A 25,230-nucleotide genomic window follows, 5' to 3' on the forward strand; every position below is an offset into this window, starting at 1 on the left:
GCAGGCGATGACGATCGACAGCGTCGGCCTGCCTGACTTCGCGCGCAAGGCGATCAATCTCGCCTCCGCCGGCCTCGGGGCAAGGCCGGTGTTTGCCACCGACGAGTTCTTCGCCCCGCTCGAACGGCTGTTGCAGGATTGTCCCGCTGTCTTTCATCCCGGCGTCTACGACGAACACGGCAAATGGATGGATGGCTGGGAAACGCGGCGTCGACGCGGTCCCGGCCACGACCATGCGATCGTCGCGCTTGCCGCCACCGGCCGGATCGCCGGCTTCGACGTCGATACGACGCATTTTACCGGCAACTACCCCTCCGCCTGCGCAGTCGACGCCTGTCTGGCGCCTGATGGGCCGGATGAAGCAACCGCTTGGACCGAGCTCTTGGGCATGAGCCCGCTTGGTCCAAGCGCCCATCACTACTTCGCAGCCCTTGCAGAGGGGACCTGGAGCCATATCAGGCTGCGGATCTATCCCGACGGTGGCGTTGCCCGGTTGCGGGTCTATGGCACGCCCGCCCTCGACCGGGATCGGATCGGCGACGACGTGGTCGATCTCGCATCCTCGCTGCTCGGCGGCCGGATCGTCGTCTTCTCCAACGGCCACTACGGTCATCAACGACTGTTGGCCCCCGGGCGGGGGATCAACATGGGCGATGGATGGGAGACGCGACGGCGGCGCGAACCCGGCAACGACTGGATCATCGTCAGGCTGGCCGCACGCACGTCGATCGAACGCATCATCGTCGATACCGCCCATTTCAAGGGCAACTATCCCGACGCCTGTTCGGTGCAGGCGGCCGACCTCGACGAGACGGATTGTACGGTCGACGCGGCGCTAACAGCATCTTCGCTCTATTGGCGGGACGTGCTCCCGCGCCAGAAACTGAGCGCCGACAGCATTCATGAGTACGGCCCGGACCTGATCAAAGAGGTCGGTTACGCCACCCATGTTCGTCTCAACATCTACCCCGACGGCGGCGTCAGCCGGCTGCGTGTCTTCGGGCGCATTGCAAGGGCCGGCACCCCGTAAACGACCAACATAGGACGGAGGAGCGTCACATGAAGGAGATCGAGATAAAGCCGCTGACACGCGAGGCATTCGCGCCATTCGGCGACGTGATCGAGACTGAAAACGCCCACAGCTTTCCCATCAACGGTGGAAAATGCACCCGCTACCATGATCTCGCCAAGATCGAAACCACGGGCGATAAGGCCCGGCCGATGATCAGCCTCGTGCGCGGCGAGCCCTATCCGCTGCCGTTGAAGCTAACCATGGTCGAACGGCATCCGCTCGGCAGTCAGGCCTTCATTCCCCTGACCGACAATCCGTTCCTGGTTGTCGTTTCGGAGGAGACGGCTGAAGGTCCGAGCGAACCGATCGCGTTCCGGACCGCGCCCGGCCAAGGCGTCAATATCGCCCGCAATGTCTGGCACGGCATCCTGACGCCGTTGGAAGACGTCTCGGACTTTGCCGTGGTCGACCGCGGCGGCGAAGGCGTCAATCTCGAGGAGCATTTCTTCGAGCAACCATTCCTGCTGCGTTAACGGCGGGTTTGACACCAGAGGACGGACCCGCTCTACCGGAGTGGGTCCCGTCATCCTTTCGTTCACGAGCCCTAGTACCCGCCGTCGCGCCTGAATCTCGTCGGGGTGTAGCCGGTCAAACGGCGAAAATCGCGGGAGAAATGATAGGGATCGGGATAGCCGCAGTGCGCCGCGACTGCCGAAACCTTCGCCTCCGGCTCGACCAGCAGACGTTTTGCCTGGTTGATGCGCTCATGGCGCAGCCAGTCCATCGGCGTCGTACCGATGGTGTCCTTGAATCTCCGAAACAGTTGCGATGGGCTGAGATGCGCGAGGACCGCAAGCTCATCGATCGTCCAGGCTTTGGCAAGGTCTTTTCGGACTGCGGCAAGCACACTGGTTATGCGATCGCGTGAGGCAGAATCGTCGGGTGCGGCAGCACCCACCAATCGCGGCGCACTCAGGTTGGCGATCAGGCCGGCAATCGCCGCACTGACCAGCGCATCCGTTGCCGACGAGCGATCGTCGAGATAGCCGATGACGGCCTGGAACGCGACGCGGGCCGCCTCGCGATCCGACGGCTCGAACAACGGCGACTGCTGCACATTGAGGAAGGCATAGACCTCGTCCAACCCATGTCCCTCGACACCCATCCAGAGATATCGCCATTCACGGGCGTCGGGCGCGCAGCGGTGTTCATAGGCCTGCGACGTGTCGAGCCAGACCGACAGGCCCTCCTCGGCGACGAACCGCTGCCCGCGCACCTCGATCAGCCCCTGCCCCGAGGTGGTGTGAACGAGCACGTGCTGATGGAAGCGCTTGCGTATCGGCGGCTCCTCCGGCAACGCCACCCGCGCGCCGGCAACCAGCGCCTTGTAGGGGAACGCGCCTGCAAAACGTGCCGGTGTGTGAAAATAGATCTCTTCGCGCTCAGCCAACATGCGCGACACACTGCATGGCGATGCGAGTTTTGTCCATTATCTCGCGAGATTGTTACATTTCCCAGTACTGCCTGATGACGCTATCATGCAGTTTTTGCAGGGAGTGCGGCAAATGGCAGAGACCTTATCGACGGAGAGCCAGGTGGAGGTCGCGTTTACTCCCTTGTCCCCCGATTTCGCGCGCGATCCCTATCCGACCTACAAGGCGCTGCGCGACAAGGACGGTCTGCATTATTTCGAGGACTTCGACATCTGGCTGGCCTCGCGCTTCGAGGATGTCTCGGCAATCGTCATGGACAAGCGTATGGTTCGCTCGCTCGAGGACATCGCGACATCAGAGGAAATCGCCAGGATCCAGCGCGCCGCCAACTGGCACGACATGCCGCATCACTCCCGCTTTGTGCAGTTTAGCCTGCTCGACAGCGATGGCGCCGTACACGACCGGCTGCGCAGACAGGTCTTCAAACTGTTCACGCCGGCGATGATTGCCAAGCTACGCGATCAGATCCAGGCCTATGTCGACAGGCTGATCGACAGCCTCGCCGATCGCGGCCAGATCGATTTCGTCGATGATCTCGCCGCCCACGTGCCCGGTCACATCATCGGCCGACTGCTCGGCGTTCCGGACGAAGACTGTCCCCAGTTGCGCATCTGGTCGGAGAACATCGTCCAGTTTTTCGACGTCGACCGGTCGGATGAACGCAAGCGCATCGCCGAGACCAACACCACCGAATTCTACGAATACCTGACGGCTCTGAAACACGAGCGCGAGCGAAACCCCAAGGACGATCTCATCTCGGTCCTGATCGAGGCGGAACGTGCCGGCGCGATGAATTCAGACGAGTTCATCTCGACTTGCATGCTGATCCTGATGGCCGGCCATGGATCGACCATCGACGTGCTTGGAAGCGGCATGCATGCGCTGCTGCGGTTTCCCGAACAGATGGCGCGGCTGCGAAAGGACCCTGCATTGATCCAGACGGCCGTGCAGGAGATGTTCCGCTACGAGTCACCGCTGCCGTTCTTCCATCGCCACTGCATCGAGGACGTGGAAATCGGCGGGCGGACTTTCGCGCGCGGCACGAAGTTCGGAGTGCTTTATGGCGCTGCCAACCGCGATCCCAAGCAGTTCGAAAACGCCGATGCGTTCGACATCGGTCGCACCCCCAACAGGCATCTGGCCTTTGGCGGTGGCGTGCATTTCTGTCTCGGCAACCATCTCGCCCGGCTCGACATGGACATCATCTTCAGCACCTTGCTGCGGCGCTTCCCGACGATCGAGCTTGTCGACGAAGAGCCCGAATACAAGCGAGGCCTTTCGGTGCGCGGCCCCAAGCGGCTGCAGATCGCCATCAAGCCGGCCTGAACGCCAACAGATGCGCCCTCCAGCGCGAAGCAATTCGCACGATTTCAGATTTGAGTGGAGACCATGCAATGCCCAGAATTGTCTTTGTGGATGCCGAGGGGAAATCGACCGAGGTTGAGGCCGAAATCGGCCAGTCGGTGATGTCGGCAGCCGTGCAGAACGGCATAGATGCCATCGCCGCCGAATGCGGCGGTTCCTGCGCTTGCGGCACTTGCCACTGCTATATCGACGGGACATGGGCCGGCCGGCTGCCATCGCCCGACTATCAGGAGCAGGATATGCTGGATTGCGTCGTCAATCCGGACGAAAGAAGCCGGCTCAGCTGTCAGATCACTGTTTCCGACGCGCTTGACGGCCTCGTGGTGCATCTGCCGGCCGGGCAATACTGATTGAGGAGCGCTCGCGCCACCAACCACCGCCAAACGCAAAAAGACCGGAGCCGCAGGAAACGCCTGCAGTCCGGCCAGCTTCGCGGGGGAAGTTATGTGAGGCCGGGGCGTTGTCTGCCCCGGCCTTTTTCCTATTCGGCGAAGAAGGCGAAGCGCACGATGAAGAGCGCTGCGACCAGCTGCGTTGCCGGATGGATGACGCTCCACTTGCCGGTGAACACTTTGAGCACGACATAGCTCACGAAGCCGAAGGCAAGGCCGTTGGCGATCGAGTAGGTGAAGGGCATGGCCAGTGCCGTGAGTGCGGCAGGCGCCGCTTCCGTCAGGTCGTCCCAGTCAACTTCCGTCAGTTCGCGCATCATCAGGCCGGCAACATAGAGCAGAGCCGGTGCCGTCGCATAGGACGGAACGGCCGCTGCCAGCGGCGAGAAGAAAAGGGCGGCAAGGAAGAGCACGCTGACGGTCAGCGCCGTCAGGCCCGTGCGGCCGCCTGCCTGGACGCCGGAGGCGCTTTCGACATAGGCGGTGGTGCTGCTGGTGCCAATCAGCGAGCCGGCAACGATGGCGGTGCTGTCGGCCAGAAGCGCCCGGCCGAGGCGGCTTGGCTTTCCTTCTTCCACCAGCTTGGCGCGCTTGGCCACACCGATCAGCGTACCCGTGGCATCGAAGACTTCGACGAGCACGAAGACGAGGATCACGTGGAGCAAGCCGCCATGGAGCGCGCCCATGATATCGAGCTGCATGAAGGTGGGCGCGATGCTCGGCGGCGCGGAAACAATGCCCTTGAACTCACTCACCCCCAGTAGCATCGACAGAATGGTGACGACGAGGATGCCGATCAGGATCGAGCCGCGGACCTTGAGCGAATCGAGCACTGCAATGACGAAGAAGCCAAGGATCGCCAGCAGCGGTCCGGTCTGCTTCAGGTCGCCGAGACCGACCAGCGTCGCCGGATTGTCGACGACGATGCCGGCATTCTTCAGCGCGATGATGCCGAGGAAAAGACCGATACCGGTCGCAATCGCGCTTCTGAGCGAATGCGGGATACCGGCGATCAACCAGCTTCTGACCCCTGTTACCGTCAGGATCAGGAAGATCATGCCCGAGATGAACACGGCACCCAGCGCCTGCTGCCAGGTAAAGCCGAGGGCTGCGACGACGGTAAACGCAAAGAAGGCGTTGAGGCCCATGCCTGGCGCCATGCCGATCGGCCAGTTGGCGACGAGCGCCATGACGGCCGAGCCGAGCGCCGCGGCAATACAGGTCGCGACGAAGACGGCATCCCTATCCATGCCCGTGGACGACAGAATGTCGGGGTTGACGAAGATGATGTAGGACATCGTCAGGAATGTCGTGACGCCGGCGATCACCTCAGTGCGCACGGACGTTCCATGCTCGTTTAACTTGAATAGTCGTTCAAACATATTTCCTCCCTTGGCGGCGTCGCCACGACGCAGCCGAACGACAGAGATCGGGCCGACAGTCTCCTCCAGTACCCGACCAGTGCATTTCGATCATCCCCGAATTATCCGGTGCGATCGCATCACGGACCATTTCCGGTCCGTGCCGGGCGGGCGATCGTCCGCCCCCTTGAGACGACGCGAATGCCCTTGTGCACAGCCTTCGGATTGTGCGTCGTCCGGCGGCCGACCGCTAGCCGTCTATTCCAGGGTTCGACAAGGAAAGACTTTCAAATTTTTCGGAGCAGTTGCGGCCGATTGGCAGGCCGATTCCTGGCACTTTCGCCACCGGGTTCGGCGGCCGAAGCACGCCGAATTAATATAGTGGAATGGCCTCTTGACCTTCCAACGGTGGGAAACCTCATGTTTGTCTCACATCGAAAAGAAGGAGACAAGCGATGCAGAATTACAAGATCGACAACATGACCTGCGGACATTGCGCCGGCGTCGTGCAAAAGGCGATCCTGAGCGTTGATCCGCAGGCAACCGTCAAGGTCGATCTCGGCGCGCGCGAAATCAGCGTCGACACCGCCGCCCCATCCGGCCCGATTGCCGACGCGCTGAAGACGGCAGGCTATGAGGGCCGCCAGCTCTAAATCAAGATCGCAACGGTGCCTCCAGTCACCGGTTGGCGCGCCTCGGCTCCCAAAGCCGGGGCGTTTGTCGTTTGACCCCGCCGCACGCCTTGACCATACAACGGTGGGAAGCTCTAGCTTGCCGGCTCCGCATCTTCACGGAGACCGAGCATGCAACACGACGAACACGGCGGGCACCGACATGATCACCGCAGCGTGACCGCCGGTCCCTCGAAATCCGAAAACATGTCACTCAACCGTCTCGCGCTCTCTGCCACGGTGCATTGCCTGACAGGATGCGCCATCGGCGAGGTGCTCGGCATGGTCATCGGCTCGGCGCTTGGTTGGGGCAATGTCCAGACCATTGCACTCGCCGTCTTCCTTGCCTTTGTCTTCGGCTACGGCCTGACCATGTTTCCGCTGCTGAAGGCAGGCATGCCGTTCGCGGTGGTCCTGAAGCTGGCGCTTGCCGCCGACACGGCGTCCATCGTCATCATGGAAATCGTCGACAATGCCCTGATGCTGTTCATCCCCGGAGCGATGGATGCAGGCGTAACGTCTCTCCTCTTCTGGGCGAGCCTTGCGGTCGCGCTCCTTGTTGCCGGGGCCGCCGCGTTTCCCGTCAATCGCTGGCTGATTGCACGTGGCAAGGGTCACGCCGTCGTGCATTCGCATCACCAGCACTGAGCATTTGAATGCGATGCCTTGCTGCATGAAGAAATGTTTCAAACCGCCCTTGACCTTCCCATCGTTGGAAGCCCCATCTTCCGATAAAAGAAAAGGAAAAGGAGCACGATCATGGGATCCGTGACCACCATCGAAACGAAGAGCGCCGTAGCAATCGCCGGCAACGCCCTGACGGCCAGCATACCGGTCGAGGGAATGACCTGTGCCTCGTGCGTCGCGCGCGTCGAGAAGGCCATCCGAGCAGTCCCAGGGGTGACATCCGCCTCTGTCAACCTTGCAACGGAACGGGCCGATGTCCGGTTCGATGGATCGACCAAGACCGCCGACATCGTCAAGGCAATCGAAAACAGCGGCTATGGCGCCGCTGAGGAATCGATCGAGCTGGCAATCGAAGGTATGACCTGCGCCTCCTGTGTCGCCCGTATCGAAAAGGCATTGAAAGCGGTGCCCGGCGTCGCTGACGCCAGCGTCAACCTGGCGACCGAGCGCGCCTCGGTGCGCCTCACCAAGGGCATTGCAACAGTCGCCAGTCTCGAAGAGGCCGTGCGCGCCGCCGGTTATGACGCCAAGCGCATCACCGGCGATGAGAACACCGATGAGGAGGCCGAAAAGCGCGAGCGCGAAAGCCGGCGTCTCAGCCGCGCGTTGCTGGTTGCCGCAGCCTTGACGCTGCCGATCTTCGTCCTGGAAATGGGCTCGCACTTCATCCCGGCCGTGCACGACTTCGTCATGATCAATATCGGCATGCAGGAGAGCTGGTATCTGCAGTTCGTGTTGACGACGCTCGTGGTCTTCGGCCCGGGCTTGCGCTTCTACCAGAAGGGCATACCGGCCCTGTTGCGTCTCGCGCCCGACATGAATTCGCTCGTCGCCATCGGCACGGCCGCCGCCTGGGGCTATTCGGTCGTTGCCACCTTCGCATCCGGGCTTTTGCCCGAGGGCACGGCCAACGTCTATTATGAAGCCGCGGCCGTCATCGTGACGCTGATCCTGCTCGGTCGGGTGCTCGAAGCCCGCGCCAAGGGCCGCACCTCCGAAGCGATAAAGCACCTGATGGGCCTGCAGGCAAAGACAGCGCGCGTCGTTCGCGACGGAGAAACGATCGAAATTCCGCTCGCCGACGTGCATGCCGGCGACACCGTGCTGGTGCGCCCCGGCGACCGCGTGCCGGTCGACGGTACCGTTGTCGATGGCAATTCCTACGTCGACGAATCGATGATCACCGGCGAGCCGGTTCCCGTCGAGAAGATCGCCGGCGCTGACGTTGTCGGCGGCACCATCAACAAAACAGGATCCTTCACCTTCCGTGCCACCAAGGTCGGTGCCGATACGGTGCTTGCCCAGATCATCCGCATGGTCGAACAGGCCCAGGGCGCCAAGCTGCCGATCCAGTCGCTGGTCGACAAGGTGACGGCCTGGTTCGTTCCGGCCGTCATCGCCATGGCAGTCCTTACTTTCGCGGTCTGGCTGGTCTTCGGCCCGGATCCGGCCTTGACCTTCGCGCTCGTCAACGCCGTCGCGGTGCTGATCATCGCCTGCCCCTGTGCCATGGGCCTAGCGACCCCGACCTCGATCATGGTCGGTACCGGCCGTGCCGCCGAGATGGGTGTGCTGTTCCGCAAGGGAGAGGCGTTGCAGACACTGCGCAATGCCGAGATCATTGCCGTCGATAAGACGGGCACGCTCACCAAGGGTCGCCCGGAACTGACCGATCTCGACACGTCTGCCGGTGTTGAGCGCAGCGAGGTGCTTGCACTCGTCGCCGCCGTCGAAACCCGGTCGGAACACCCGATCGCCGAGGCAATCGTCGAAGCGGCGAAGTCCGAAGGCATCGCCATTCCGACCGCCGCGAACTTCGAGGCTGTTCCCGGATTCGGCGCCAGCGCCACGGTGAATGGGCGGAGCGTCCATGTCGGCGCCGATCGGCTGATGACCCGGTTGAAGCTCGACGTCTCGGTGTTTGCCGACCAGGCAGGCCGCCTCGGGTCGGAAGGCAAGAGCCCGCTCTATGCAGCAATCGACGGCAAGCTTGCCGCCATCATCGCCGTTGCCGACCCGATCAAGGAAACGACGCCGCAGGCGATCCGCATGTTGCACGATCTCGGTCTCAAGGTGGCGATGATTACCGGCGACAACCGCCGCACGGCCGAAGCGATCGCCGCCAAACTCGGGATCGACGAAGTCATCGCCGAGGTGCTGCCCGACGGCAAGGTTGCCGCTCTGAAGCGCCTGAAGGCTGACGGCCGCGCCGTCGCCTTCGTCGGCGACGGCATCAACGATGCGCCCGCTCTTGCCGAAGCCGATGTCGGACTTGCGATCGGTACCGGCACCGATGTCGCGATCGAAAGCGCCGATGTTGTGCTGATGTCCGGCGATCTCCTGGGCGTGCCCAACGCGATCGCGCTCTCGAAGGCAACGATCCGCAACATCAAGGAAAACCTGTTCTGGGCCTTTGCCTATAACGCGGTCCTGATCCCGGTTGCAGCGGGCGCGCTTTATCCGGCCTATGGCCTGTTGCTGTCGCCGATCTTCGCCGCCGGTGCCATGGCGCTCTCCAGCGTCTTCGTGCTCGGAAACGCGCTCCGGCTGAGGGGTTTTCGCGGCGTCGTCGCGCAAACGCCAGCGGCGCGATAACATCAAAGCCTCTCCCCGGCGGGACACGCCCGCATGGCGTCCGCCGGGGAGAGTTCCTATATTCGACATGAATACCCGCGCTCTGCGCGCCTCTTGAAAGGTGAAGCCATGAACATCGGCGAAGTCGCACGCGCCTCCGGCGTCTCGACGAAGATGATCCGCTATTACGAAACGATCGGCCTCATTCCTCCGGCCGATCGCAGCGAGGCCGGCTATCGCAACTACGGCGACAACGACGTCCACACCTTGCGCTTCATCCGCCGCTCCCGCGATCTCGGTTTCACCGTCGAGCAGATGACCGACCTGCTGACGCTCTGGCGTGACCGTTCGCGCGCCAGCAGCGAGGTGAAGAAGATCGCGCTCGAACACGTCGATATCCTCGAGCGCAAGGCGGAGGAGTTGAAGGCCATGAGCCGGACGCTCAAGCATCTGGCCGCCAACTGCCACGGCGACGGACGACCGGATTGCCCTATCCTTGATGATCTCGCCGACATGGCCAACGAACCGGGCAAGGCTCTGGAGCCTGCGCGCTTCGGCCCGGCCGGCATCGACCCGGTCCGCAACCGCAGACAGGCCTGACGACCGAAACTGACCGAGGCTCACGCATTCGTGAGCCTCGGTCCCGTCGGTAGCATTGACAGGAATCGACAGCGTTTCTACGGATTGATGATGGAAAAGGTACGAACTGCATATCAGCGTCTGCTGACGATGCTCAAGCTGGTGACGATGCTGTCACTGGCTGTGCTGCCCTTTTCCAGCGCCGCCGGCATGACCCATGTCGCATCACACACAGCCATGCAGATGCACACGGCGATGCAAATGAAAGCGGCGATACAGACAGATGCCTCGCTTGATATCAGTGCCTCAGCGCTGAGCGAGCATTGCCCAAGTGCCGAAAGCGGCAAGACAAAACCCATTGGCGATAGCGGCAAGGCCGACAAGAAGGACTGCTGCAAGACCTTCTGTGCGGCCGTTGCCGTTCTTGCCGACGTCAGCGAAGCGCGCTTCGGCCTGCCACGCTCCACCTTGAGCTTTGGCCTGCAGTCGCAGCTGAGCCCCGGCGAGCGCGCCGGTTTGCACCGCCCTCCGAGAGCCTGATTTCGTGAAAAGCTGACCGCTACCGCGGTCAAGGTCTTGGCCTGCCCGGCTTTGCCGGTCGGACGCCGATCTCCATCATTCACATTTCAGGTTGAACATGAAACGTCTGTTTCCCATGGCGCTCCTGCCCATCCTTTTGGGCGGATGCGCGACGACAATGCCTGCCGAGGTGACAAGCCTCGCCGATCCCTCGGAAAGTACCGCCGGCGCCAACGGCCAGGCCTACCGCAGCCCTGTTACCGGTTATGTCCATCGTGAGCCTGTCGGTCCAAAACGCTGGGTGCCGCTCAACGACGCCCAATCTCCCGCCAAGGGAGGCGCATCATGATCAGGCAAAGGTTCAAGCTCGCCGCGATCATCGGCTTGCCGCTGGCGCTTGCCGGCTGCACCACAAACGCGGAATATTCGGCAAAGGACGCCGGCTTTACGGCGGTCGAGGCCAGGGTCGGCGCTGGCACTGCGAAGAGAAGCGTCTGGATCCAGAACCGCGAGCAGGCCGCAAAGGCTGAAGCACAGGTGAAAGCCCTGCTGGCACGCAAATCGGTCGATGCCGACACCGCCGTGCAGATCGCGCTTCTCAACAACAGGGGCCTGCAGGCCGCCTATGCCGATCTGGGCGATGCGTCGGCGGATGCCTGGCAGGCAACGATGCTCCTCAACCCGACTGTTTCGATCGGTACCACCGGGATCGGGGCGTCGGAGCTTCAAGCCTATCGCGCCATTGAGGGGCTGATCACCACCAATATCCTGGCGCTCATCACGCGGGAGAAGACCATCGCCGTTGCCGACGCCCACTTTCGCCAGGCGCAGCTTGCGGCGGCCCTTCGGACGCTTGCGCTTGCGGCAGAAACCCGGCGCGCATGGGTCGAGACGGTTTCAGCCTGGGAAACAGTCGGGCAGCTCAACCGGGCGCAGGCCGCCGCCGACGCATCCTCCGAACTCGCCGCCAAGCTCGGCGAAACCGGTTCCATGGGCAAGGCTGACCAGGCACGCGAGCACGTCTTCAATGCCGAACTCGCCGGCCAGGTGGCGCAAGCCCGCCTCGCCGCACGGCTCGCCAAGGAAAACCTCACCCGGCGAATGGGGCTCTGGGGCAGCGACGCCGACTACCAGGTCCCGAACCGGCTGCCCGATCTGCCAAAAGACCTCGCCCGCCGGAACAGCATCGAGGCCGAAGCGCTCAAGCGTCGCGTCGACCTGCAGTTGGCCCGCCTCGAGCTTGAGGCCGTGGCAAAATCCTATCGGTTGACCGACGCGACACGCTTCGTCAGCGATCTCACGCTCGTCGCAGGGGCAGAAGCCGAGCGCGAACGCGAAGACGGGGACACCAAGGTCGAGACCACCGGCCAGGGTGAGTTGGAGTTCTCCATCCCGATCTTCGACACCGGCCAGGCGCGCTTGCGCAAGGCGGAACTGGCGCATATGCGCGCTGCCAACCTGCTTGCCGAGAAGGCCGTCAACGTCCGCTCGGAAGCTCGCTCGGCCTATCAGGCCTATCGATCGCGCTACGATATCGCCAGACACTATCGCAACAACGTCGTGCCCTTGCGCAGCAAGATCGAGGAAGAGGCCACCCTCAGCTACAACGGCATGATCACCAGCACCTTCGAAATGCTCGCCGACACGCGCGCCAAGGTGGACTCGGTGATCCTCTCCATCAACGCCAAACGCAATTTCTGGCTGGCGGACGCCGATCTGATGACGGCCATCCATGGCGGCGGGGAAGAAGGCACTGCGGTCGAGACCGCCGCTCCTGCCGCAGCGGATGCGGATTGAAAGGAACGATGACCATGTTCAACAGACGACAAATCCTCGGTGCCGGCGCGGCACTCGTTTCTACCACCGCCTGGGCGCAAACCTCGACATCCGGCCTGCCGGAGGCGGCAGGCATGGACAACGCCGCCACCCAGAAGCCGCTCGTGCCGACGAGCGGGCCGGACTACAACCCGGTCGTTACGCTCAACGGCTGGACGCTGCCGCACCGGATGAACAACGGCGTCAAGGAATTCCATCTCGTCGCCGAACCGGTGGAACGCGAGATGGCCGACGGCATGACCGCCTATCTCTGGGGCTATAACGGCCAGTCCCCCGGGCCGACGATCGAGGCGGTCGAAGGCGACCGGGTGCGCATCTTCGTCACCAACAAGCTGCCGGAGCACACGACGATCCATTGGCACGGCATGATCCTGCCTTCGGGGATGGATGGCGTCGGTGGCCTGTCGCAGCCGCATATCCCTGCGGGCAAGACGTTCGTCTACGAGTTCGATCTCGTGAAGTCCGGAACCTTCATGTACCACCCGCACGCCGACGAGATGGTGCAGATGGCCATGGGCATGATGGGCTTCTTCGTCATTCACCCGAAGGATCCGGCCTTCATGCGGGTCGACCGCGACTTCGTCTTCCTACTCAACGCCTATGACATCGACCCCGGCACCTATGTTCCGCGCATCATGGAGATGACGGACTTCAACATGTGGTGCTGGAACAGCCGCATCTTCCCGGACATCGATCCGTTGGTTGTTGCCAAGAACGACCGGGTGCGGGTGCGCGTCGGCAACCTGACGATGACCAACCATCCGATCCACATGCACGGCTACGATTTCGAAGTGACCTGCACCGATGGCGGCTGGGTTCGCCCGGAAGCCCGGTGGCCGGAGGTCTCGATCGACATCCCCGTCGGCGCCATGCGCGCCTACGAGTTCGACGCCAAGTACGAAGGCGATTGGGCGATCCATTGCCACAAATCGCACCACACGATGAATGCGATGGGCCACGACATCCCGACCTTCATCGGCGCCGACAAGACCCAGGTCGCGGCCAAGATCCGCAAGATCAAGCCCGACTACATGCCCATGGGCACGGCCGGGATGGCCGACATGGGCGAAATGGAAATGCCGCTTCCCGACAACACCATCCCGATGATGACGGGCTGGGGCCCGCACGGCGCGTTGGAGATGGGCGGCATGTTCTCGGTGGTGAAGGTGCGCGAAGGCATCTCCGCCGGCGATTACAGCGACCCCGGCTGGTACGAAAACCCGCCGGGAACGCAGGCCTGGGAATGGACCGGCGCGTTGCCGGAAACCAACCGGGCAACCGATGCCAAGACAGTGATTACGCCGCCTCCCGCAAAAAAGGGCTGACCGCAATGACCTCTTCCAATGCAACCAAGGAAACAAAGATGAAGACGACACTTTTCGCGCTGGCGTTCCTCGCCGCTTCCTCGCTCGCCTCGCCGATGCTGGCCAGCGGCTCTCACGCCGGCGGTCATGATGTCATGTCGGTCGGCAAACCGGGCGACGCCAAGAAGGCGACCCAGACCGTACGCGTGACGATGAAGGAAACCGACGACGGCAAGATGATCTTCACGCCGGCAAGCATCAAGGTCCGCCAGGGGCAGACCGTGCGCTTCGCCATCAAGAATGTCGGCGAACTCGAACATGAGTTCGTGCTCGACGACAAGGCGCAGATCCAGGAGCACAAGGCCGCGATGGAGAAGTTTTCCGGACATGGAACACGCTGATCCGAACGCCATCCGGCTCGAGCCCGGCAAATCCGGCGAGATCGTCTGGACCTTCACCAACAATGGCACGTTCCAGTTCGCCTGCCTGGTCCCCGGCCACTACGACGCCGGCATGCATGGGCCGCTCGAAGTCGTGAAGAAGTGACTGTAACCCACTGAAAGGATGACACTATGAAAACGCTCATCACATTGTTTGCCGCGCTCGCCATCGCCGCTTCCGCCCAAGCTGCGGAATTCACCAAGGGAACAGTCAAGAAGCTCGACGCCTCGGCCAAGAAGGTGACCATCGCCCATGAAGATCTCAAGAACCTCGACATGCCTGCGATGACCATGGTGTTCCGGGTCAAGGATGATGCGATACTGGCCAAGCTCAAGGAAGGCACTGCGATCGAATTCGTCGCCGACCGGGTCGATGGCAAGCTCACTGTGACCGAGATCAAGTAATCCAATGTCCAAGGCCCGGTATAACGACAATTCCGGGCCTTGGACGACGAGGCCGAACTGAAAAGAAAGGAGCGTCCGATGATGGACCTCAACCGCAGACATTTCATCGCCGGTGCGATCATGGGCATGACGATGCTCACGGCCGGTGTGGCGATCGCAGCAGGCCCGATGACGATCTACAAGGATCCGCAATGCGGCTGCTGCGAACAATGGGCGGAAGCCATGGAGGCAGCAGGCTTCAAGGTCGATATCCGCGACGAAGCCGACATGACGCCGATCAAGACGCGGTTCGGCGTGCCGGCCGACATGGAGGGGTGCCACACCGCCGTCATCGACGGTTATGTCGTAGAAGGGCATGTGCCGCTTGAGGCAGTACAGAAGCTTGTGTCCGAAAAGCCGGACATTGCTGGCATTGCCGTGCCCGGCATGCCCGCAGGTTCGCTTGGCATGGGCAACGATCCGCAGGCGTCCTACGACGTCTACACCATCGCCAAGACCGCCGGCACTGCTGCGACCGTCTATTACGAGGTCCGGCCGGCGCAATAGCGCGGGCACTTTATCGGCGATAAGGCTCAGGCGGCGCGCCAGGCGCCGTCTTCCCCTCGGGCCAGCAACGGCGTGCGGAACACACCGACCACGCACTCCGGCCAACGCGGCGCAAGATCGGCCAGAGGCTGTCGCCAACGCTCGGTCTGCAGCATGGCTGCACCGATTGCGATCGGCTCGACGCCGCAAGTCTCCATCAGCGTCAAGCCGGCAACGATCGACGTGCCGCTGGAGATGACGTCGTCGACGAGCACAACGCGCTTGCCCTCAAGCAGCGGCAGCATGCGCGGATCGACGTAGAGCCGTTTCTTCTGGTCGGGCGTGGTGATCGACGACAGCGGCACAGAGAGATCGTCGACATACCAGAATTTGCGCGACGTTCCGAGCGGCACGTAACGGGCATGGCCGAGCTTGCGGGCGACGGCAGCTGCGAGGGTCAGCCCCAGCGTCGGCAGACCGGCGATGACATCCGGTTTTAACGGCGCGAGCCTGGTGGCCAGTTCCGTTGCCAGCGCTTCTTCGACCGCAAAACTCGCCTGGTTGATGATCAGCGAGGCCAGCGCGTGTTTGCCATCGGAGAGCTGCCGGATCGGCAACAGGATCTGGCGACCGTCTTCGAGAGTTGCCGGGAAGAAATCCCGATAACCGCTTCCAGTATCGAAACTTTTCGGCGGGAACACATCCTGCCAGAATTCATGCGGCTGCATCGGTACTGTCCTCTTCTGCGCCACCAAGGCTTCGAACGAAAGGCAATGAAAACGCCGGCGCACTGTTCTGGTTCCGGCGGTTTTCGTCTATACCGTTTACCACTTCGATCAAACCGAAAGGGCGCCCCGGCAGACGCAAATCTGGGGAATTCGACGGCCCTTCTCCGACAGACATGCAAGGAACTGCCAGACAATGCGCGTGCCAGATGGGATCACCAACGATCTGCCCTTCCTCACCGAATTCCGTCGTGATCTCCACGCCCATCCGGAGCTTGGCTTCGAGGAGGTTCGCACAAGCGATCTGGTCGCGAAACTGCTTGAAGAAGCCGGGCTTAAAATCCACCGGGGCCTTGGAAAAACCGGTGTCGTCGGCACGCTGCAGATCGGCAACGGCACCCGCTCCATCGGCCTTCGCGCCGATATGGATGCCCTCGCCATGCCGGAGTTGGCCGAGCGGCCATACAAATCGAAGGAAGCCGGCAAGATGCATGCCTGCGGCCATGACGGCCACACCGCCATGCTGCTTGGCGCCGCCCGCCATCTCGCCAGGACGCGCAATTTTTCCGGCACGGTGCATTTCATCTTCCAGCCGGCCGAAGAAGGTCGTGGCGGTGCCAAGCGCATGGTCGAGGATGGCCTCTTCCGGCTCTTCCCCTGCGACGCGGTTTACGGCCTGCACAACATGCCCGGCCTTCACCCCGACGAGATGGCCGTCGTCGCCGGACCGCAGCTCGCCTCGTCCGACAGCTGGCGGTTGACTTTCCGCGGCGTCGGCACCCACGGCGCCAAGCCGCATCTCGGCCGCGACCCGGTGACGGCAGCCGGCACGTTCCTCGCCTCACTGCAATCGATCGTCGGCCGCGTCGTCGATCCGCTACAGCCGGCCGTCGTCAGCGCCTGCTCCGTTCGCGCCGGCGACCCGAAGGCGCTCAACGTCATTCCCGATACGGTCGAGATCGGCGGCACGGCGCGCGCCTACACGCCTCATGTTCGCGATCAGCTCGAGGAAGAGATCGGCCGGCTGGCGCGCGGTACGGCCGAGATGTATGGCATCAAGGTCGACTACGCGTTCGAGCGTCGCATTCCGCCCGTGGTCAATGACGCCGGCGCCAGCGAACGCGCCCTTTCGGCAGCCCGTGCCGTCTTCGGCGAAAAGACCCGCACGCAGTTTCCGCCATCGACCGCCGGCGACGACTTCGCCTTCTTTGGTCTCGAAGCTCCCGGCTGCTACGTCTGGCTCGGCAACGGACCCGCCGTCGACGGCGCACTGCACCACAACACGGCCTATGACTTCAACGACGACGCGATTGGTCCGGGCACCACCTTCTGGACGACATTGGTGGAACAGGAACTGAGTGCTTCGGCCGGCCTCTGAACATGTAACGCCGTCGCTCAGAATGTCCGCTGCTCCGAAACGTCGCGCCCCTTCGGTAGAGGCCGGTGGTTGCCGAAGGGATCAGCGGGGCGTCAATCGACGCCTGAGCATGATGACAAAGCTTGAGAATGCCTGGTTGACGAAAGGCTCGCTCAGTTCTGCCTCATTCCTGCCCCGTGCCGGAATCCAGCGAGCTGACGTCCGTCAGGTCAAAAGACCGTTCAGCCCAAGGACTTGGGCTGGCCAGATTCCTGTGACAGGCACAGGAATGAAGGAGAATTTGGCTAACGCCGAGCCTTCCTTACTCCTCGTACTGACGTTGTCAGCAGTCTGAGGGCGACAATCGTCGCCGTGCTTGATGCCTCAGAGGACTTCGAGCACCGGATTTTCGAGAAGCTTTCCGGTTAGCACATCGGCGATGCCGCGATCGGTCTGGTGCGGCCCTGCATTGCAGGCAAGCGTTGCCCCGAAGCAGGCCTTGAAGACGAGGTAAGGCGGCTGCCAATCGACGATCCGCCCGACAGCATCGCGCAGGGCGGCAAAGCCGGCAGACACATCGGCCAACGGTGCATCGGAGACGAGGCCGCAGAGCGGCAACGGCAGGACCGCGTCGATCTTGCCCGCCGATGCGACAGCCATGCCGCCACCGGCGGCGATGACGGCATTGGCCGCCTCCATGATGTCGCGGGCATTGCCGCCGAAGACTGTCAGGTTGTGGCTGTCGTGTGAAACGGTGGTCGCGAATGCACCGCGCCACTCTCCCCAACCGGTAAGCAGGCCGACGCGCGGCTTGCTGTCGGCGCGGCCGTGGCGATGAGCGACGGCGATCAACGTTGCGCCTTGCGGCGGAACGACGAAGCCATTCTCGACCGCGGCCAGAACCTCGCCCCACTGCGTGAAGCGCGGGCGATCGACCGTAGCGACCCTCACCTTTGAACCGGTCGACGCAATGGCGAAATCGGTCTCGCTCAATGGCTCGATTTTCATGGTGCCGGCAAGCGCTTCTACATTGGTCCTCGGCAGGGCATCGATCATCCGTCCGGCAACGGCGACCTGTTTGCCGCCGGCGATCACGGCACGGGCCTCGAGATCGGTAAGATCCTCGAAGATCACGATATCGGCGCGCCGTCCGGGGGCGATGAGGCCGAGGTCGGCACGGCCGAGGCGGGTCGCGGCGTTCAGCGTCGCGGCGCGAAGCGCCCATTCGGGCCTTAGGCCATAGCGCACGAGCCGCCGCACGACGTCGTCGAGCCCACCCGAGCGATCGAGATCATCAGGAAAGACATCGTCAGTGCAAAGCGTCACGGTTTGCGGCAGATGGCCGAGTGTATTCAGCGCCTCGACGAACTCGGGCAATAGGTGATCGTGCGAGCCGCGCAGTTCGATCGAGAGCCCGGCGCGAAGCTTGGCCATCAGGTCGTCCGAAGAAACCAGTTCGTGGTCCGAGCTGACGCCCGCGGTCACGAATGCCTGCAGGTCCGCACCGGCAAGGCCGCGCGCGTGGCCGTTGACCGGCTTGCCCGCGGCAAGCCCTGCCTGGACGATTGCGTGCATGCGCGGATCGCCATCGATAACGCCGCGCATGTTCATCATCTCGGCGATGCCGCCGATCTCGGGCCAGGAAAGCATCGTGGCGATGGCATCGGCATCGAAGTCGGCGCCCGCCAATTCCAGGCCAGGCGCTGATGGCACGCTGGAAGGCGCCAGCAGAACGCAGCGCAACGGCAGGTCCACGATGGCGTCTGCAGCCCAGCGAACGCCGGCCATGCCGCAGACATTGCCGAATTCGTGCGGGTCCCAGACTACGGTCGTGACGCCGCGCGGCAGCACCGCATTGGCATAGGTTGCGGGCGTGACCATCGAGCTTTCGACATGCATGTGCGTGTCGATCAGGCCCGGCAACAGGAAGGCGCCGGAGGCATCGACCATCGAGGCGGCGTCGCTGCGGCTACCGGGGGCATGCACGCTGGCGATCAGCGGACCGACAAGGCCCACATCGGCAGCGCGCCTTTCACCGGTGACCATGTCGACGACGACGCCGCCGGTGATGAGCATATCGAATGCGTCCGCACCCCGTGCCGCGGCAACCGCGCGCGTGCGCAGCGCCGGATCCATCAGGTCCATCGGTTCCTGCAGACGCGTCACTTGGCGGCTTCCTTCATCAGGGCGCCGAGGATTTGCGCGCGCGCCGTTTCCGCATGCACGTCAGTCGCATACTCGGCATTGAAGGCTGCGTGGCTTTCACGCATCTCGACCACGGTGCGCCCACGCGTCAGCGAGCCTGCAAGCTCCGCATCGATGCGCGCCTTGCGGAAGGAAATCGCCCCCGGATTGACGAATGCAACCGCAGCGGTCGGATCGTAGATCGCCATGCCCGGCCGGCCGCGGCTGGTACCAATGGACACATAGCCGGACAGCAGATCGGCGATCAGCGTGGCATTGACACCGCCCGTGGCACGAATGGGTGCAATATCATCGGGATAGGCGAAGACCTTGCGGCAAAGGTCGAGGTCGACCATGCGCAGCGGCAATTCGTGCGCCAGCACGATCGCCAGTGCTTCCGGGTCGGCGAAAGCGTTGAACTCGGCGGAGGCCGTATGGTTGCCGCTGGTCACGCCACCGCCCATCCAGGTCAGGTCGGTGATCTTCGCGGCCAGATCCGGGCGGGCAAGGCAGAGCGCGGCAAGGTTGGTCAGCGGCCCGAGCGCCAGGATACGACGCGGTTCCTCGGCTTCCTCCAACCAGCGGCAGAGCGCGGCGAAGGCGTCGCTCGTCGGCAGCGGCGGGGCCGCCGGAAGCGTCAGGCCGACGGTCGGCATGCCGGTTTGCCCGAGGATCCGCTCCGCGGTTTCGAGCTTGCCGAGCACCGGCAAGGCGCGGCCCTCATGGATGGGAAACGACCAGCCGAATGCCATCGCCGCACTCGCTGCATTGCGCTTGACCTGCTCGAGCGGCGTGTTGCCGAACACGAGCGAGATGCCGTCAATCGTCTCATTGGCATGGAGAACGACGAGCACCGCAGCGATGTCGTCGAAACCCATATCCGTATCGATCCAGATGCCCATTACTGATTACCCGAACCGCTCGAGCCGGGCCGCCTTGGCGACCGGCAAATCGAAGGTAAGTTCCGTGCCCGGCTGATGCGCGGCGAGGCCGGCATCCTCCTCGGCCTTGATCGCGCCGAGCGGCGTATCGAGCAGGTATTCGCGTGTGCTGCCTGAGAAAGAGGCTCCGCGCACAGTGCCTTGGAAAGGACCAGAACCAAGGGTCACCATGCGCGGACGCCACGCAAGCCCTGCCGTGTCAGGCGGCAGGGATTCGGAAAGGGCGATCGGGCCGTTTGCGGCTTTGAGCTTGCCGCGTTCGACCGCAAAAATGTTCTCGAAGCCGACGAAGTCGGCAACAAAGCGGGAAACCGGACGGTTGTAGATATCCTCGGGCGTGCCGATCTGCTCGATGGCGCCGTTGAGCATCACCACGATCCGGTCAGCAAGCGACAGCGCCTCGCCCTGATCGTGCGTGACGAAGATCATCGTCACGCCAGTTTCCTTCTGCACACGCTGCAGCTCGGTGCGCATCTCCAGCCGCAGCCGGGCGTCGAGGTTCGACAACGGCTCGTCGAGCAGCAGGACCTTCGGTTCCATCACCATCGAGCGGGCAAGCGCGACGCGCTGCTGCTGGCCGCCGGAAAGCTCGGCCGGCTTGCGCGTGGCGAACTTCGACAAGCCGACGGATTTGAGGCCGGCGGTCACACGCGTCTCGATGTCGTTTGCCGGCTGCTTCTTCAGGCGCAGGCCGAAGGCGACGTTTTCGAAAACCGACAGATGCGGAAAAAGCGCATAGGACTGGAAGACGAGCCCGACCGAACGCTTGTTGGCGGAAACCCGCGTGATGTCGACACCGTCGAGGCTAATGCGGCCCGAGGCGGGCGTCAGCAGCCCGGCAATCGAGCGCATCGTCGTCGTCTTGCCGCAGCCGGATGGACCGAGGAACGCCACCAGTTCGCCCTTGCGGATCGACAGGTCGAGATCCTTCACCGCAACGGTATCGCCATAGGCGAGCGTGAGTTTTTCGAGGCTGAGGAAGGAAGCGTCAGACATAGCGGGAAAATCCTAGGAAGCGTTCGGCAAGGAAAACGATGCCGATGGACATGAAGGCGAGCAGCGCTGAAAGAGCGGCCACCGACGGGTCATAGGTGATCTCCATATAGGAGAGCATGTCGATCGGCAGCGTGCGAACGCCAGGACCGGACAGGAACAGCGAGACCGGCACCTGGTTGAAGCTCGTGACGAAGCCGAGAATGAAGGCGGCGAGAATGCCGCTGCGAATATTCGGCATCACCACCCGGAAGAAGGCTCCGGCGCGCGAAGAGCCGAGCAGCACTGCCGCTTCCTCGATATCGGAGCGCAGATTGTTGAGGCTCGCTGAGACGACACGCACAGCATAGGGCAGCACCAGCGCCGTATGCGCAAGGAAGAGCGCCAGCGTGATGTTGAAGCCGAAAGGTACGACGATATAGCGCAGCAGCGCCAGGCCGACGATGATACCAGGCACGATGATCGGCAACGACACGATCGTGCGGATGGTTTCGCCGAAGGGCAGCTTGTAGCGCGAAAGCGCGTAGGAAGCGGGAATGCCAAGCACCAGCGCCATCGCGGTACCACCGATGGCAAGGAACATCGACACGGCGAAGCTTTCACGGAAGCTTTCGACGGTGAAGACCTTGGCGACCCATTTCAGCGAGAAGCCCTGTGGCGGGAAAGCCAGGGTCTCGCCGCCCGACAGTGATGCCGCGACGATGATGAAGAACGGCCCGATCAGGAAGGCGATCACCAGAAACAGGACGAGGGGAGAAAAGACGCGGGGGGTCATCGCTTGTTCCTCGCGGTGGCGAGCCGTTTCAGGAGTAGATTGGCGGCAAAGCTCATGACGATCAGGATGAAGGCAATGACGCTCGCCGAGACGAAATCATTGGCGACGGTGACGCGCTGGTAGAGCAGCGTCTCGAGCATCAGCACCTTGGAGCCACCGAGGATTGCCGGGGTGATATAGGCAGTCAGCGAACCGGTGAAGACCAGGGTACCGCCAATGACGAGACCTTCCTTTGTGAGCGGAAGAATGACCTTCCAGAACACCTGGAACCAGTTGGCACCCAGCACGCGCGCCGCCGGAATGGCATCCTTCGGCATGTTCTCGAGCGCGCTGATCAGCGACAGGATCATCAGCGGCAGGAACAGCTGCAACAGGCCGATAAACACGGCTGTCTCGGTGAAGAGAAAGCGGATCGGTTCGTCCGAAAGGCCGATGAGCTGCAGCGCCTGGTTGACGATGCCGGTGCGCCCGAGAATGACGATCCAGGCATAGGTGCGGGCGACCGACGAAATCATAAGCGGCAGCACGACAAGGCCGATCATCTGCCCCTTGCTGCGCGGTGAAAGATTGACGATCGCAAAGGCAGCGGCGTAGCCGAGCACGGCCGAGACGGCAGTCACCATCAGACCGAGCCGGAACGTGCGCAGGAAGACCGTGCGGTTCAGCGGGTCGGTGAAGAAATCGACATACGCTGTAAGCGACCAGCTGTCGGCGCTGCGAAAGCCTTCGGCGAGCAGAATGACGACGGGCGCCAGAAAGACGATCGCCGCAAAGACCGCCGCCGGCAAAGCGAGCGCCAGTGCCTCGGCGCGGTTCTGAAACATCCCTGGTCTTCCTTTCGTCGCGTTCATTCACTGCGGGATCGGCTCAAAGGTTGCCGGCCGACCCGCAAAACTGCCCCCATCACGGCGATGGGGGCGTTTGTCGATGGCTGTTACTGGCCGACCTGGGCGTTCCACTCGGAAAGCCAGGCTTCGCGGTTGTCGAGAGCGACGGCCGACGGAATGAGCTTGAGGCTCTTCACGGTTTCCTCGCCATAGGTGAGGTTTTCAGCGATTTCCGGCGCGACCTTGACGTCCTTGTTGGCCGGGCTGTCGACCAGCTTTTCGGCAAGTGCCGTCTGGATTTCGGTCGAGAGCCAGAAGTCCATGAATTCCAGCGCCAGATCCTGGTTCTTGGCACCCTTGGTCAGAACCATGACGTTCATGCCGCCCGTCTGGCCTTCCTTCGGCGTCGCCCACTTGATCGGCAGGCCGAGCTTGGTGAAACCCTCCCAGGAGAAGCGACCGATAGGTGCTGCCCAGATTTCTTCCTGCTGCATCAGCTGCACGAGCTGCGAAGACTTGACGTAGAACGTGACGATCTCGTCCTTCTTCGCGCCGACGGCGGCGATGGCTTCCTTCAGATCCGGCGTATTCTTGCCGATCGCCTCACCGACCATGTAGAGCGCTGGCGGGCCCTGGTTTGTGGTGACGTTCGGGAAGGCGACATGGCTGGCATTCTTCTCGTCGAGCAGGTCGGCCCAGGAGTTCACTTCCATCTTGTCGGATCGGTAGACGATCGACGTTGCGTAAAAGGTGTAGCCGACGCTCATGCCGTCGCCGTTCGGGTCCTTGGCAAGGTCGTAGAGCTTGTTGAAGTTCGTGAGCTTCGTGTTGTCGATCTTTTCGATCAGGCCGGCGCGCGAGGCCGAAAGAGCGTCAGCCATGGAGACGACGGCCATATCGACGACCGGACTTGCCTTGTTGGCCTCCATCTTTGCGAGGCGCTCAACGCTGTTGCCGGTCTCGACGACCAGCTTGCAGCCGCATTTGGCTTCGAAGGGCGTGTAGACCAGTTCCTTGAAAGCGTCCTGGGCAAAACCGTAGACGGAAATGGTCAGCGTCTTTTCCTGGGCGGAAGCGGCATGTGCAGCGACGAGTAAAAGCGCGCTGGAGGCGAGCAGGATCTTCTTCATGGCTGGTGTTCTCCTTCGGGGGCTGAGGTTCTGGCGTCGGCAATCGTACTTGCGTTGGCGATCGTCTGGGCAGGCTGGAACTGTGTTCTAGGCGGCGCGGCGCTCGACTGGCGCACGACCAGCTGCATCGGCACCTCGGCGTTAGCGGCGGTCACCGGTGCGCCGATGGCGGCATCGGTCGGGTCGCGCTCGCCGATCGCTTTTACAAGTGCTTCGACGGCAATCGCGGCGATCCGCGTCATGTCCATGCGCGCCGTGGTCAGTGCCGGCGTTACCACAGGCGACCAAATGAGATCGTCAAAGCCGGTAACACTTGCTCTCTCCGGAACGTTGATGCCGGCGCGCTGCAGTTCGGTCAGCGCCCTCAGCGCATGAAGATCGGAGACGCAGGCAAAGGCGGTAAAACCTTGCGCGACCTTCTCGGCAAGGCCGAGCGGACAGCCCTTGCCCTGCTCGCGCTCGAGCGGTTCGATCCACAGGGTTTCGACGAATGCGTCCTCGGCAAGCGCCGAGCGAATGCCGCCGATGCGGTCATTCTGCACGTTGGAGGCCGGATTGTTGCCGATGACGAGCACGCTCCGGTGGCCGAGCGCTTTCAGATGCTCGGCGATCTGGCGGCCCCCGCCCCAATGGTCGGCGGCAACAGTATTGCCTGGCGTGGACGGCGTATCGATGACCGCCACGGGACAGCCGACATCGGCGATGCGGGTCCCTCGCCGCGGCACGATGACCATGCCGTCGACATCGCGATCAATCAGCCGCTCGATGGCCTTGGTCTGGGTGGTGACGTCCCCACGGGAGTCGGCGATCAGAACGCCGTAACCGGCCGAAGAGGCAGCCAGTTCGATTGCCTGCGCGATCTGCGGGAAGAGCGGATTGGCGATATCGGGAAGCACCAGACCGATGACGGCGGTGCGGCCGGTGCGCAGCGCCCTGCCCGCGAGGCTCGGCACATAACCGAGTTCGGCGGCCGTCGCGCGGATCTTTTCGGCCATTTCGGCAGAGACACGCCCCTTACCGGAGAGCGCGTTGGAGACCGTCGCCGCGGAGACGCCCAGTGCTCTGGCAATCCTCGTCAGTTTTGGTCCGGAACGCGCCAAGGCCGTGGTTTCCGTTATCGGTGATTAAACGATTA

25 protein-coding genes and 1 pseudogene are annotated in these 25,230 nt (G+C 62.8%); 16 read left to right on the top strand and 10 right to left on the bottom strand.

The genetic code is table 11. The features are described from left to right. Positions 1 to 7: 7 nt before the first annotated feature. Together alc and ASD52_RS35640 are read left to right on the top strand one after the other, a co-directional pair. Positions 8 to 1,030: an allantoicase gene (gene alc / locus ASD52_RS35635; protein ID WP_057226837.1), complete on the top strand. Its 1,023-nt coding sequence runs from the start codon at positions 8 to 10 to the stop codon at positions 1,028 to 1,030. Positions 1,031 to 1,059: 29 nt separating this feature from the next. After that, positions 1,060 to 1,545, top strand: a complete 486-nt coding sequence (locus ASD52_RS35640) for an ureidoglycolate lyase (protein WP_025428589.1) — start codon at positions 1,060 to 1,062, stop codon at positions 1,543 to 1,545. A gap of 71 nt (positions 1,546 to 1,616) precedes the next feature. Here ASD52_RS35640 and ASD52_RS35645 read toward each other — a convergent pair whose 3' ends face one another. Then, positions 1,617 to 2,465, bottom strand: coding sequence for an AraC family transcriptional regulator (locus tag ASD52_RS35645; protein WP_025428588.1), 849 nt, complete (start codon positions 2,463 to 2,465; stop codon positions 1,617 to 1,619). Between the two features lie 112 nt (positions 2,466 to 2,577). Here ASD52_RS35645 and ASD52_RS35650 point away from each other — a divergent pair, with 112 nt between their 5' ends. Together ASD52_RS35650 and ASD52_RS35655 are read left to right on the top strand one after the other, a co-directional pair. Further along, positions 2,578 to 3,831 carry a cytochrome P450 gene (locus ASD52_RS35650; RefSeq protein WP_057226696.1) on the top strand — a complete coding sequence of 418 codons (1,254 nt, stop codon included), beginning with the start codon at positions 2,578 to 2,580 and terminating at the stop codon, positions 3,829 to 3,831. 68 nt (positions 3,832 to 3,899) lie between these two features. Then, positions 3,900 to 4,220 (top strand): 2Fe-2S iron-sulfur cluster-binding protein, encoded by a 321-nt coding sequence (locus ASD52_RS35655; RefSeq protein ID WP_025428586.1) that lies wholly within the window; start codon positions 3,900 to 3,902, stop codon positions 4,218 to 4,220. Between the two features lie 131 nt (positions 4,221 to 4,351). Here the strand turns inward: ASD52_RS35655 and ASD52_RS35660 are convergent, their stop codons facing one another. Beyond that, positions 4,352 to 5,644, bottom strand: a complete 1,293-nt coding sequence (locus tag ASD52_RS35660; protein WP_025428585.1) for an NCS2 family permease — start codon at positions 5,642 to 5,644, stop codon at positions 4,352 to 4,354. A 434-nt stretch (positions 5,645 to 6,078) separates the two neighbouring features. On the opposite strand from ASD52_RS35660, the gene ASD52_RS35665 reads away from it, so the two are divergent. The 11 genes and pseudogenes from ASD52_RS35665 to ASD52_RS35715 all read left to right on the top strand — a co-directional run bounded on the left by ASD52_RS35665 (position 6,079) and on the right by ASD52_RS35715 (position 15,184). After that, entirely contained in the window at positions 6,079 to 6,276 is a 198-nt protein-coding gene (locus ASD52_RS35665) for a heavy-metal-associated domain-containing protein (protein ID WP_057226698.1), read from the top strand. Between the two features lie 150 nt (positions 6,277 to 6,426). After that, positions 6,427 to 6,942: a DUF4396 domain-containing protein gene (locus ASD52_RS35670; RefSeq protein WP_025428583.1), complete on the top strand. Its 516-nt coding sequence runs from the start codon at positions 6,427 to 6,429 to the stop codon at positions 6,940 to 6,942. 111 nt (positions 6,943 to 7,053) lie between these two features. After that, complete coding sequence (locus ASD52_RS35675; protein ID WP_082571919.1) at positions 7,054 to 9,576, top strand: heavy metal translocating P-type ATPase; 2,523 nt, start codon at positions 7,054 to 7,056, stop codon at positions 9,574 to 9,576. Positions 9,577 to 9,684: 108 nt separating this feature from the next. Beyond that, positions 9,685 to 10,155: a Cu(I)-responsive transcriptional regulator gene (gene cueR, locus ASD52_RS35680; RefSeq protein WP_025428581.1), complete on the top strand. Its 471-nt coding sequence runs from the start codon at positions 9,685 to 9,687 to the stop codon at positions 10,153 to 10,155. Positions 10,156 to 10,245: 90 nt separating this feature from the next. Beyond that, complete coding sequence (locus tag ASD52_RS35685; protein WP_156613073.1) at positions 10,246 to 10,674, top strand: hypothetical protein; 429 nt, start codon at positions 10,246 to 10,248, stop codon at positions 10,672 to 10,674. A 97-nt stretch (positions 10,675 to 10,771) separates the two neighbouring features. Beyond that, positions 10,772 to 11,002 carry a hypothetical protein gene (locus tag ASD52_RS35690; RefSeq protein WP_063991881.1) on the top strand — a complete coding sequence of 77 codons (231 nt, stop codon included), beginning with the start codon at positions 10,772 to 10,774 and terminating at the stop codon, positions 11,000 to 11,002. Further along, positions 10,999 to 12,450 (top strand): TolC family protein, encoded by a 1,452-nt coding sequence (locus ASD52_RS35695; protein WP_057226703.1) that lies wholly within the window; start codon positions 10,999 to 11,001, stop codon positions 12,448 to 12,450. The genes ASD52_RS35690 and ASD52_RS35695 overlap by 4 nt, the downstream gene beginning before the upstream one ends. A gap of 14 nt (positions 12,451 to 12,464) precedes the next feature. Then, positions 12,465 to 13,814: a copper oxidase gene (locus tag ASD52_RS35700; protein ID WP_057218306.1), complete on the top strand. Its 1,350-nt coding sequence runs from the start codon at positions 12,465 to 12,467 to the stop codon at positions 13,812 to 13,814. Positions 13,815 to 13,852: 38 nt separating this feature from the next. Continuing rightward, a pseudogene (locus ASD52_RS35705) lies at positions 13,853 to 14,339 on the top strand (plastocyanin/azurin family copper-binding protein). A gap of 26 nt (positions 14,340 to 14,365) precedes the next feature. Then, the gene (locus tag ASD52_RS35710) at positions 14,366 to 14,638 is read left to right on the top strand and encodes a copper-binding protein (protein ID WP_025428575.1); all 273 of its coding nucleotides are present in this window, start codon (positions 14,366 to 14,368) and stop codon (positions 14,636 to 14,638) included. Positions 14,639 to 14,719: 81 nt separating this feature from the next. After that, a complete protein-coding gene (locus ASD52_RS35715) occupies positions 14,720 to 15,184 on the top strand; it encodes a DUF411 domain-containing protein (protein WP_057226843.1) in 465 nt (154 codons plus the stop codon). Between the two features lie 26 nt (positions 15,185 to 15,210). Here the strand turns inward: ASD52_RS35715 and ASD52_RS35720 are convergent, their stop codons facing one another. After that, positions 15,211 to 15,891 (bottom strand): phosphoribosyltransferase, encoded by a 681-nt coding sequence (locus tag ASD52_RS35720; RefSeq protein ID WP_057211279.1) that lies wholly within the window; start codon positions 15,889 to 15,891, stop codon positions 15,211 to 15,213. Positions 15,892 to 16,084: 193 nt separating this feature from the next. Between ASD52_RS35720 and ASD52_RS35725 the strand changes: the two genes are divergently transcribed. Continuing rightward, positions 16,085 to 17,266, top strand: coding sequence for a M20 aminoacylase family protein (locus ASD52_RS35725; protein ID WP_025428572.1), 1,182 nt, complete (start codon positions 16,085 to 16,087; stop codon positions 17,264 to 17,266). 363 nt (positions 17,267 to 17,629) lie between these two features. Here ASD52_RS35725 and ASD52_RS35730 read toward each other — a convergent pair whose 3' ends face one another. From ASD52_RS35730 to ASD52_RS35760, 7 genes are all read right to left on the bottom strand, one after another. Next, on the bottom strand, positions 17,630 to 19,411 hold the full coding sequence (locus ASD52_RS35730; RefSeq protein WP_113567523.1) for an adenine deaminase: 1,782 nt from the start codon (positions 19,409 to 19,411) through the stop codon (positions 17,630 to 17,632). Then, positions 19,408 to 20,331 (bottom strand): nucleoside hydrolase, encoded by a 924-nt coding sequence (locus tag ASD52_RS35735; protein ID WP_057220114.1) that lies wholly within the window; start codon positions 20,329 to 20,331, stop codon positions 19,408 to 19,410. The genes ASD52_RS35730 and ASD52_RS35735 overlap by 4 nt, the downstream gene beginning before the upstream one ends. Before the next feature lie 6 nt (positions 20,332 to 20,337). Next, positions 20,338 to 21,366, bottom strand: coding sequence for an ABC transporter ATP-binding protein (locus ASD52_RS35740; protein ID WP_057211284.1), 1,029 nt, complete (start codon positions 21,364 to 21,366; stop codon positions 20,338 to 20,340). Then, entirely contained in the window at positions 21,359 to 22,138 is a 780-nt protein-coding gene (locus ASD52_RS35745; RefSeq protein ID WP_025428568.1) for an ABC transporter permease, read from the bottom strand. Before ASD52_RS35745 ends, ASD52_RS35740 begins: the two co-directional genes overlap by 8 nt. Then, on the bottom strand, positions 22,135 to 22,962 hold the full coding sequence (locus ASD52_RS35750) for an ABC transporter permease (protein WP_025428567.1): 828 nt from the start codon (positions 22,960 to 22,962) through the stop codon (positions 22,135 to 22,137). Before ASD52_RS35750 ends, ASD52_RS35745 begins: the two co-directional genes overlap by 4 nt. Before the next feature lie 110 nt (positions 22,963 to 23,072). Continuing rightward, positions 23,073 to 24,095, bottom strand: coding sequence for an ABC transporter substrate-binding protein (locus ASD52_RS35755; protein ID WP_025428566.1), 1,023 nt, complete (start codon positions 24,093 to 24,095; stop codon positions 23,073 to 23,075). Then, the gene (locus ASD52_RS35760) at positions 24,092 to 25,195 is read right to left on the bottom strand and encodes a LacI family DNA-binding transcriptional regulator (RefSeq protein ID WP_082523803.1); all 1,104 of its coding nucleotides are present in this window, start codon (positions 25,193 to 25,195) and stop codon (positions 24,092 to 24,094) included. The genes ASD52_RS35755 and ASD52_RS35760 overlap by 4 nt, the downstream gene beginning before the upstream one ends. Between the last annotated feature and the right edge of the window lie 35 nt (positions 25,196 to 25,230).

Source organism: Ensifer sp. Root142 (genome assembly GCF_001426785.1).
Taxonomy (GTDB): domain Bacteria; phylum Pseudomonadota; class Alphaproteobacteria; order Rhizobiales; family Rhizobiaceae; genus Ensifer; species Ensifer canadensis.

What these genes read in the sequence shown, in the direction of transcription:
- alc (WP_057226837.1), top strand. Translation starts at nt 8, where the DNA reads ATGACGATCGACAGCGTCGGCCTGCCTGACTTCGCGCGCAAGGCGATC.
- ASD52_RS35640 (WP_025428589.1), top strand. Translation starts at nt 1,060, where the DNA reads ATGAAGGAGATCGAGATAAAGCCGCTGACACGCGAGGCATTCGCGCCA.
- ASD52_RS35645 (WP_025428588.1), bottom strand. Translation starts at nt 2,465, where the DNA reads ATGTTGGCTGAGCGCGAAGAGATCTATTTTCACACACCGGCACGTTTT.
- ASD52_RS35650 (WP_057226696.1), top strand. Translation starts at nt 2,578, where the DNA reads ATGGCAGAGACCTTATCGACGGAGAGCCAGGTGGAGGTCGCGTTTACT.
- ASD52_RS35655 (WP_025428586.1), top strand. Translation starts at nt 3,900, where the DNA reads ATGCCCAGAATTGTCTTTGTGGATGCCGAGGGGAAATCGACCGAGGTT.
- ASD52_RS35660 (WP_025428585.1), bottom strand. Translation starts at nt 5,644, where the DNA reads ATGTTTGAACGACTATTCAAGTTAAACGAGCATGGAACGTCCGTGCGC.
- ASD52_RS35665 (WP_057226698.1), top strand. Translation starts at nt 6,079, where the DNA reads ATGCAGAATTACAAGATCGACAACATGACCTGCGGACATTGCGCCGGC.
- ASD52_RS35670 (WP_025428583.1), top strand. Translation starts at nt 6,427, where the DNA reads ATGCAACACGACGAACACGGCGGGCACCGACATGATCACCGCAGCGTG.
- ASD52_RS35675 (WP_082571919.1), top strand. Translation starts at nt 7,054, where the DNA reads ATGGGATCCGTGACCACCATCGAAACGAAGAGCGCCGTAGCAATCGCC.
- cueR (WP_025428581.1), top strand. Translation starts at nt 9,685, where the DNA reads ATGAACATCGGCGAAGTCGCACGCGCCTCCGGCGTCTCGACGAAGATG.
- ASD52_RS35685 (WP_156613073.1), top strand. Translation starts at nt 10,246, where the DNA reads ATGGAAAAGGTACGAACTGCATATCAGCGTCTGCTGACGATGCTCAAG.
- ASD52_RS35690 (WP_063991881.1), top strand. Translation starts at nt 10,772, where the DNA reads ATGAAACGTCTGTTTCCCATGGCGCTCCTGCCCATCCTTTTGGGCGGA.
- ASD52_RS35695 (WP_057226703.1), top strand. Translation starts at nt 10,999, where the DNA reads ATGATCAGGCAAAGGTTCAAGCTCGCCGCGATCATCGGCTTGCCGCTG.
- ASD52_RS35700 (WP_057218306.1), top strand. Translation starts at nt 12,465, where the DNA reads ATGTTCAACAGACGACAAATCCTCGGTGCCGGCGCGGCACTCGTTTCT.
- ASD52_RS35710 (WP_025428575.1), top strand. Translation starts at nt 14,366, where the DNA reads ATGAAAACGCTCATCACATTGTTTGCCGCGCTCGCCATCGCCGCTTCC.
- ASD52_RS35715 (WP_057226843.1), top strand. Translation starts at nt 14,720, where the DNA reads ATGGACCTCAACCGCAGACATTTCATCGCCGGTGCGATCATGGGCATG.
- ASD52_RS35720 (WP_057211279.1), bottom strand. Translation starts at nt 15,891, where the DNA reads ATGCAGCCGCATGAATTCTGGCAGGATGTGTTCCCGCCGAAAAGTTTC.
- ASD52_RS35725 (WP_025428572.1), top strand. Translation starts at nt 16,085, where the DNA reads ATGCGCGTGCCAGATGGGATCACCAACGATCTGCCCTTCCTCACCGAA.
- ASD52_RS35735 (WP_057220114.1), bottom strand. Translation starts at nt 20,331, where the DNA reads ATGGGCATCTGGATCGATACGGATATGGGTTTCGACGACATCGCTGCG.
- ASD52_RS35740 (WP_057211284.1), bottom strand. Translation starts at nt 21,366, where the DNA reads ATGTCTGACGCTTCCTTCCTCAGCCTCGAAAAACTCACGCTCGCCTAT.
- ASD52_RS35745 (WP_025428568.1), bottom strand. Translation starts at nt 22,138, where the DNA reads ATGACCCCCCGCGTCTTTTCTCCCCTCGTCCTGTTTCTGGTGATCGCC.
- ASD52_RS35750 (WP_025428567.1), bottom strand. Translation starts at nt 22,962, where the DNA reads ATGTTTCAGAACCGCGCCGAGGCACTGGCGCTCGCTTTGCCGGCGGCG.
- ASD52_RS35755 (WP_025428566.1), bottom strand. Translation starts at nt 24,095, where the DNA reads ATGAAGAAGATCCTGCTCGCCTCCAGCGCGCTTTTACTCGTCGCTGCA.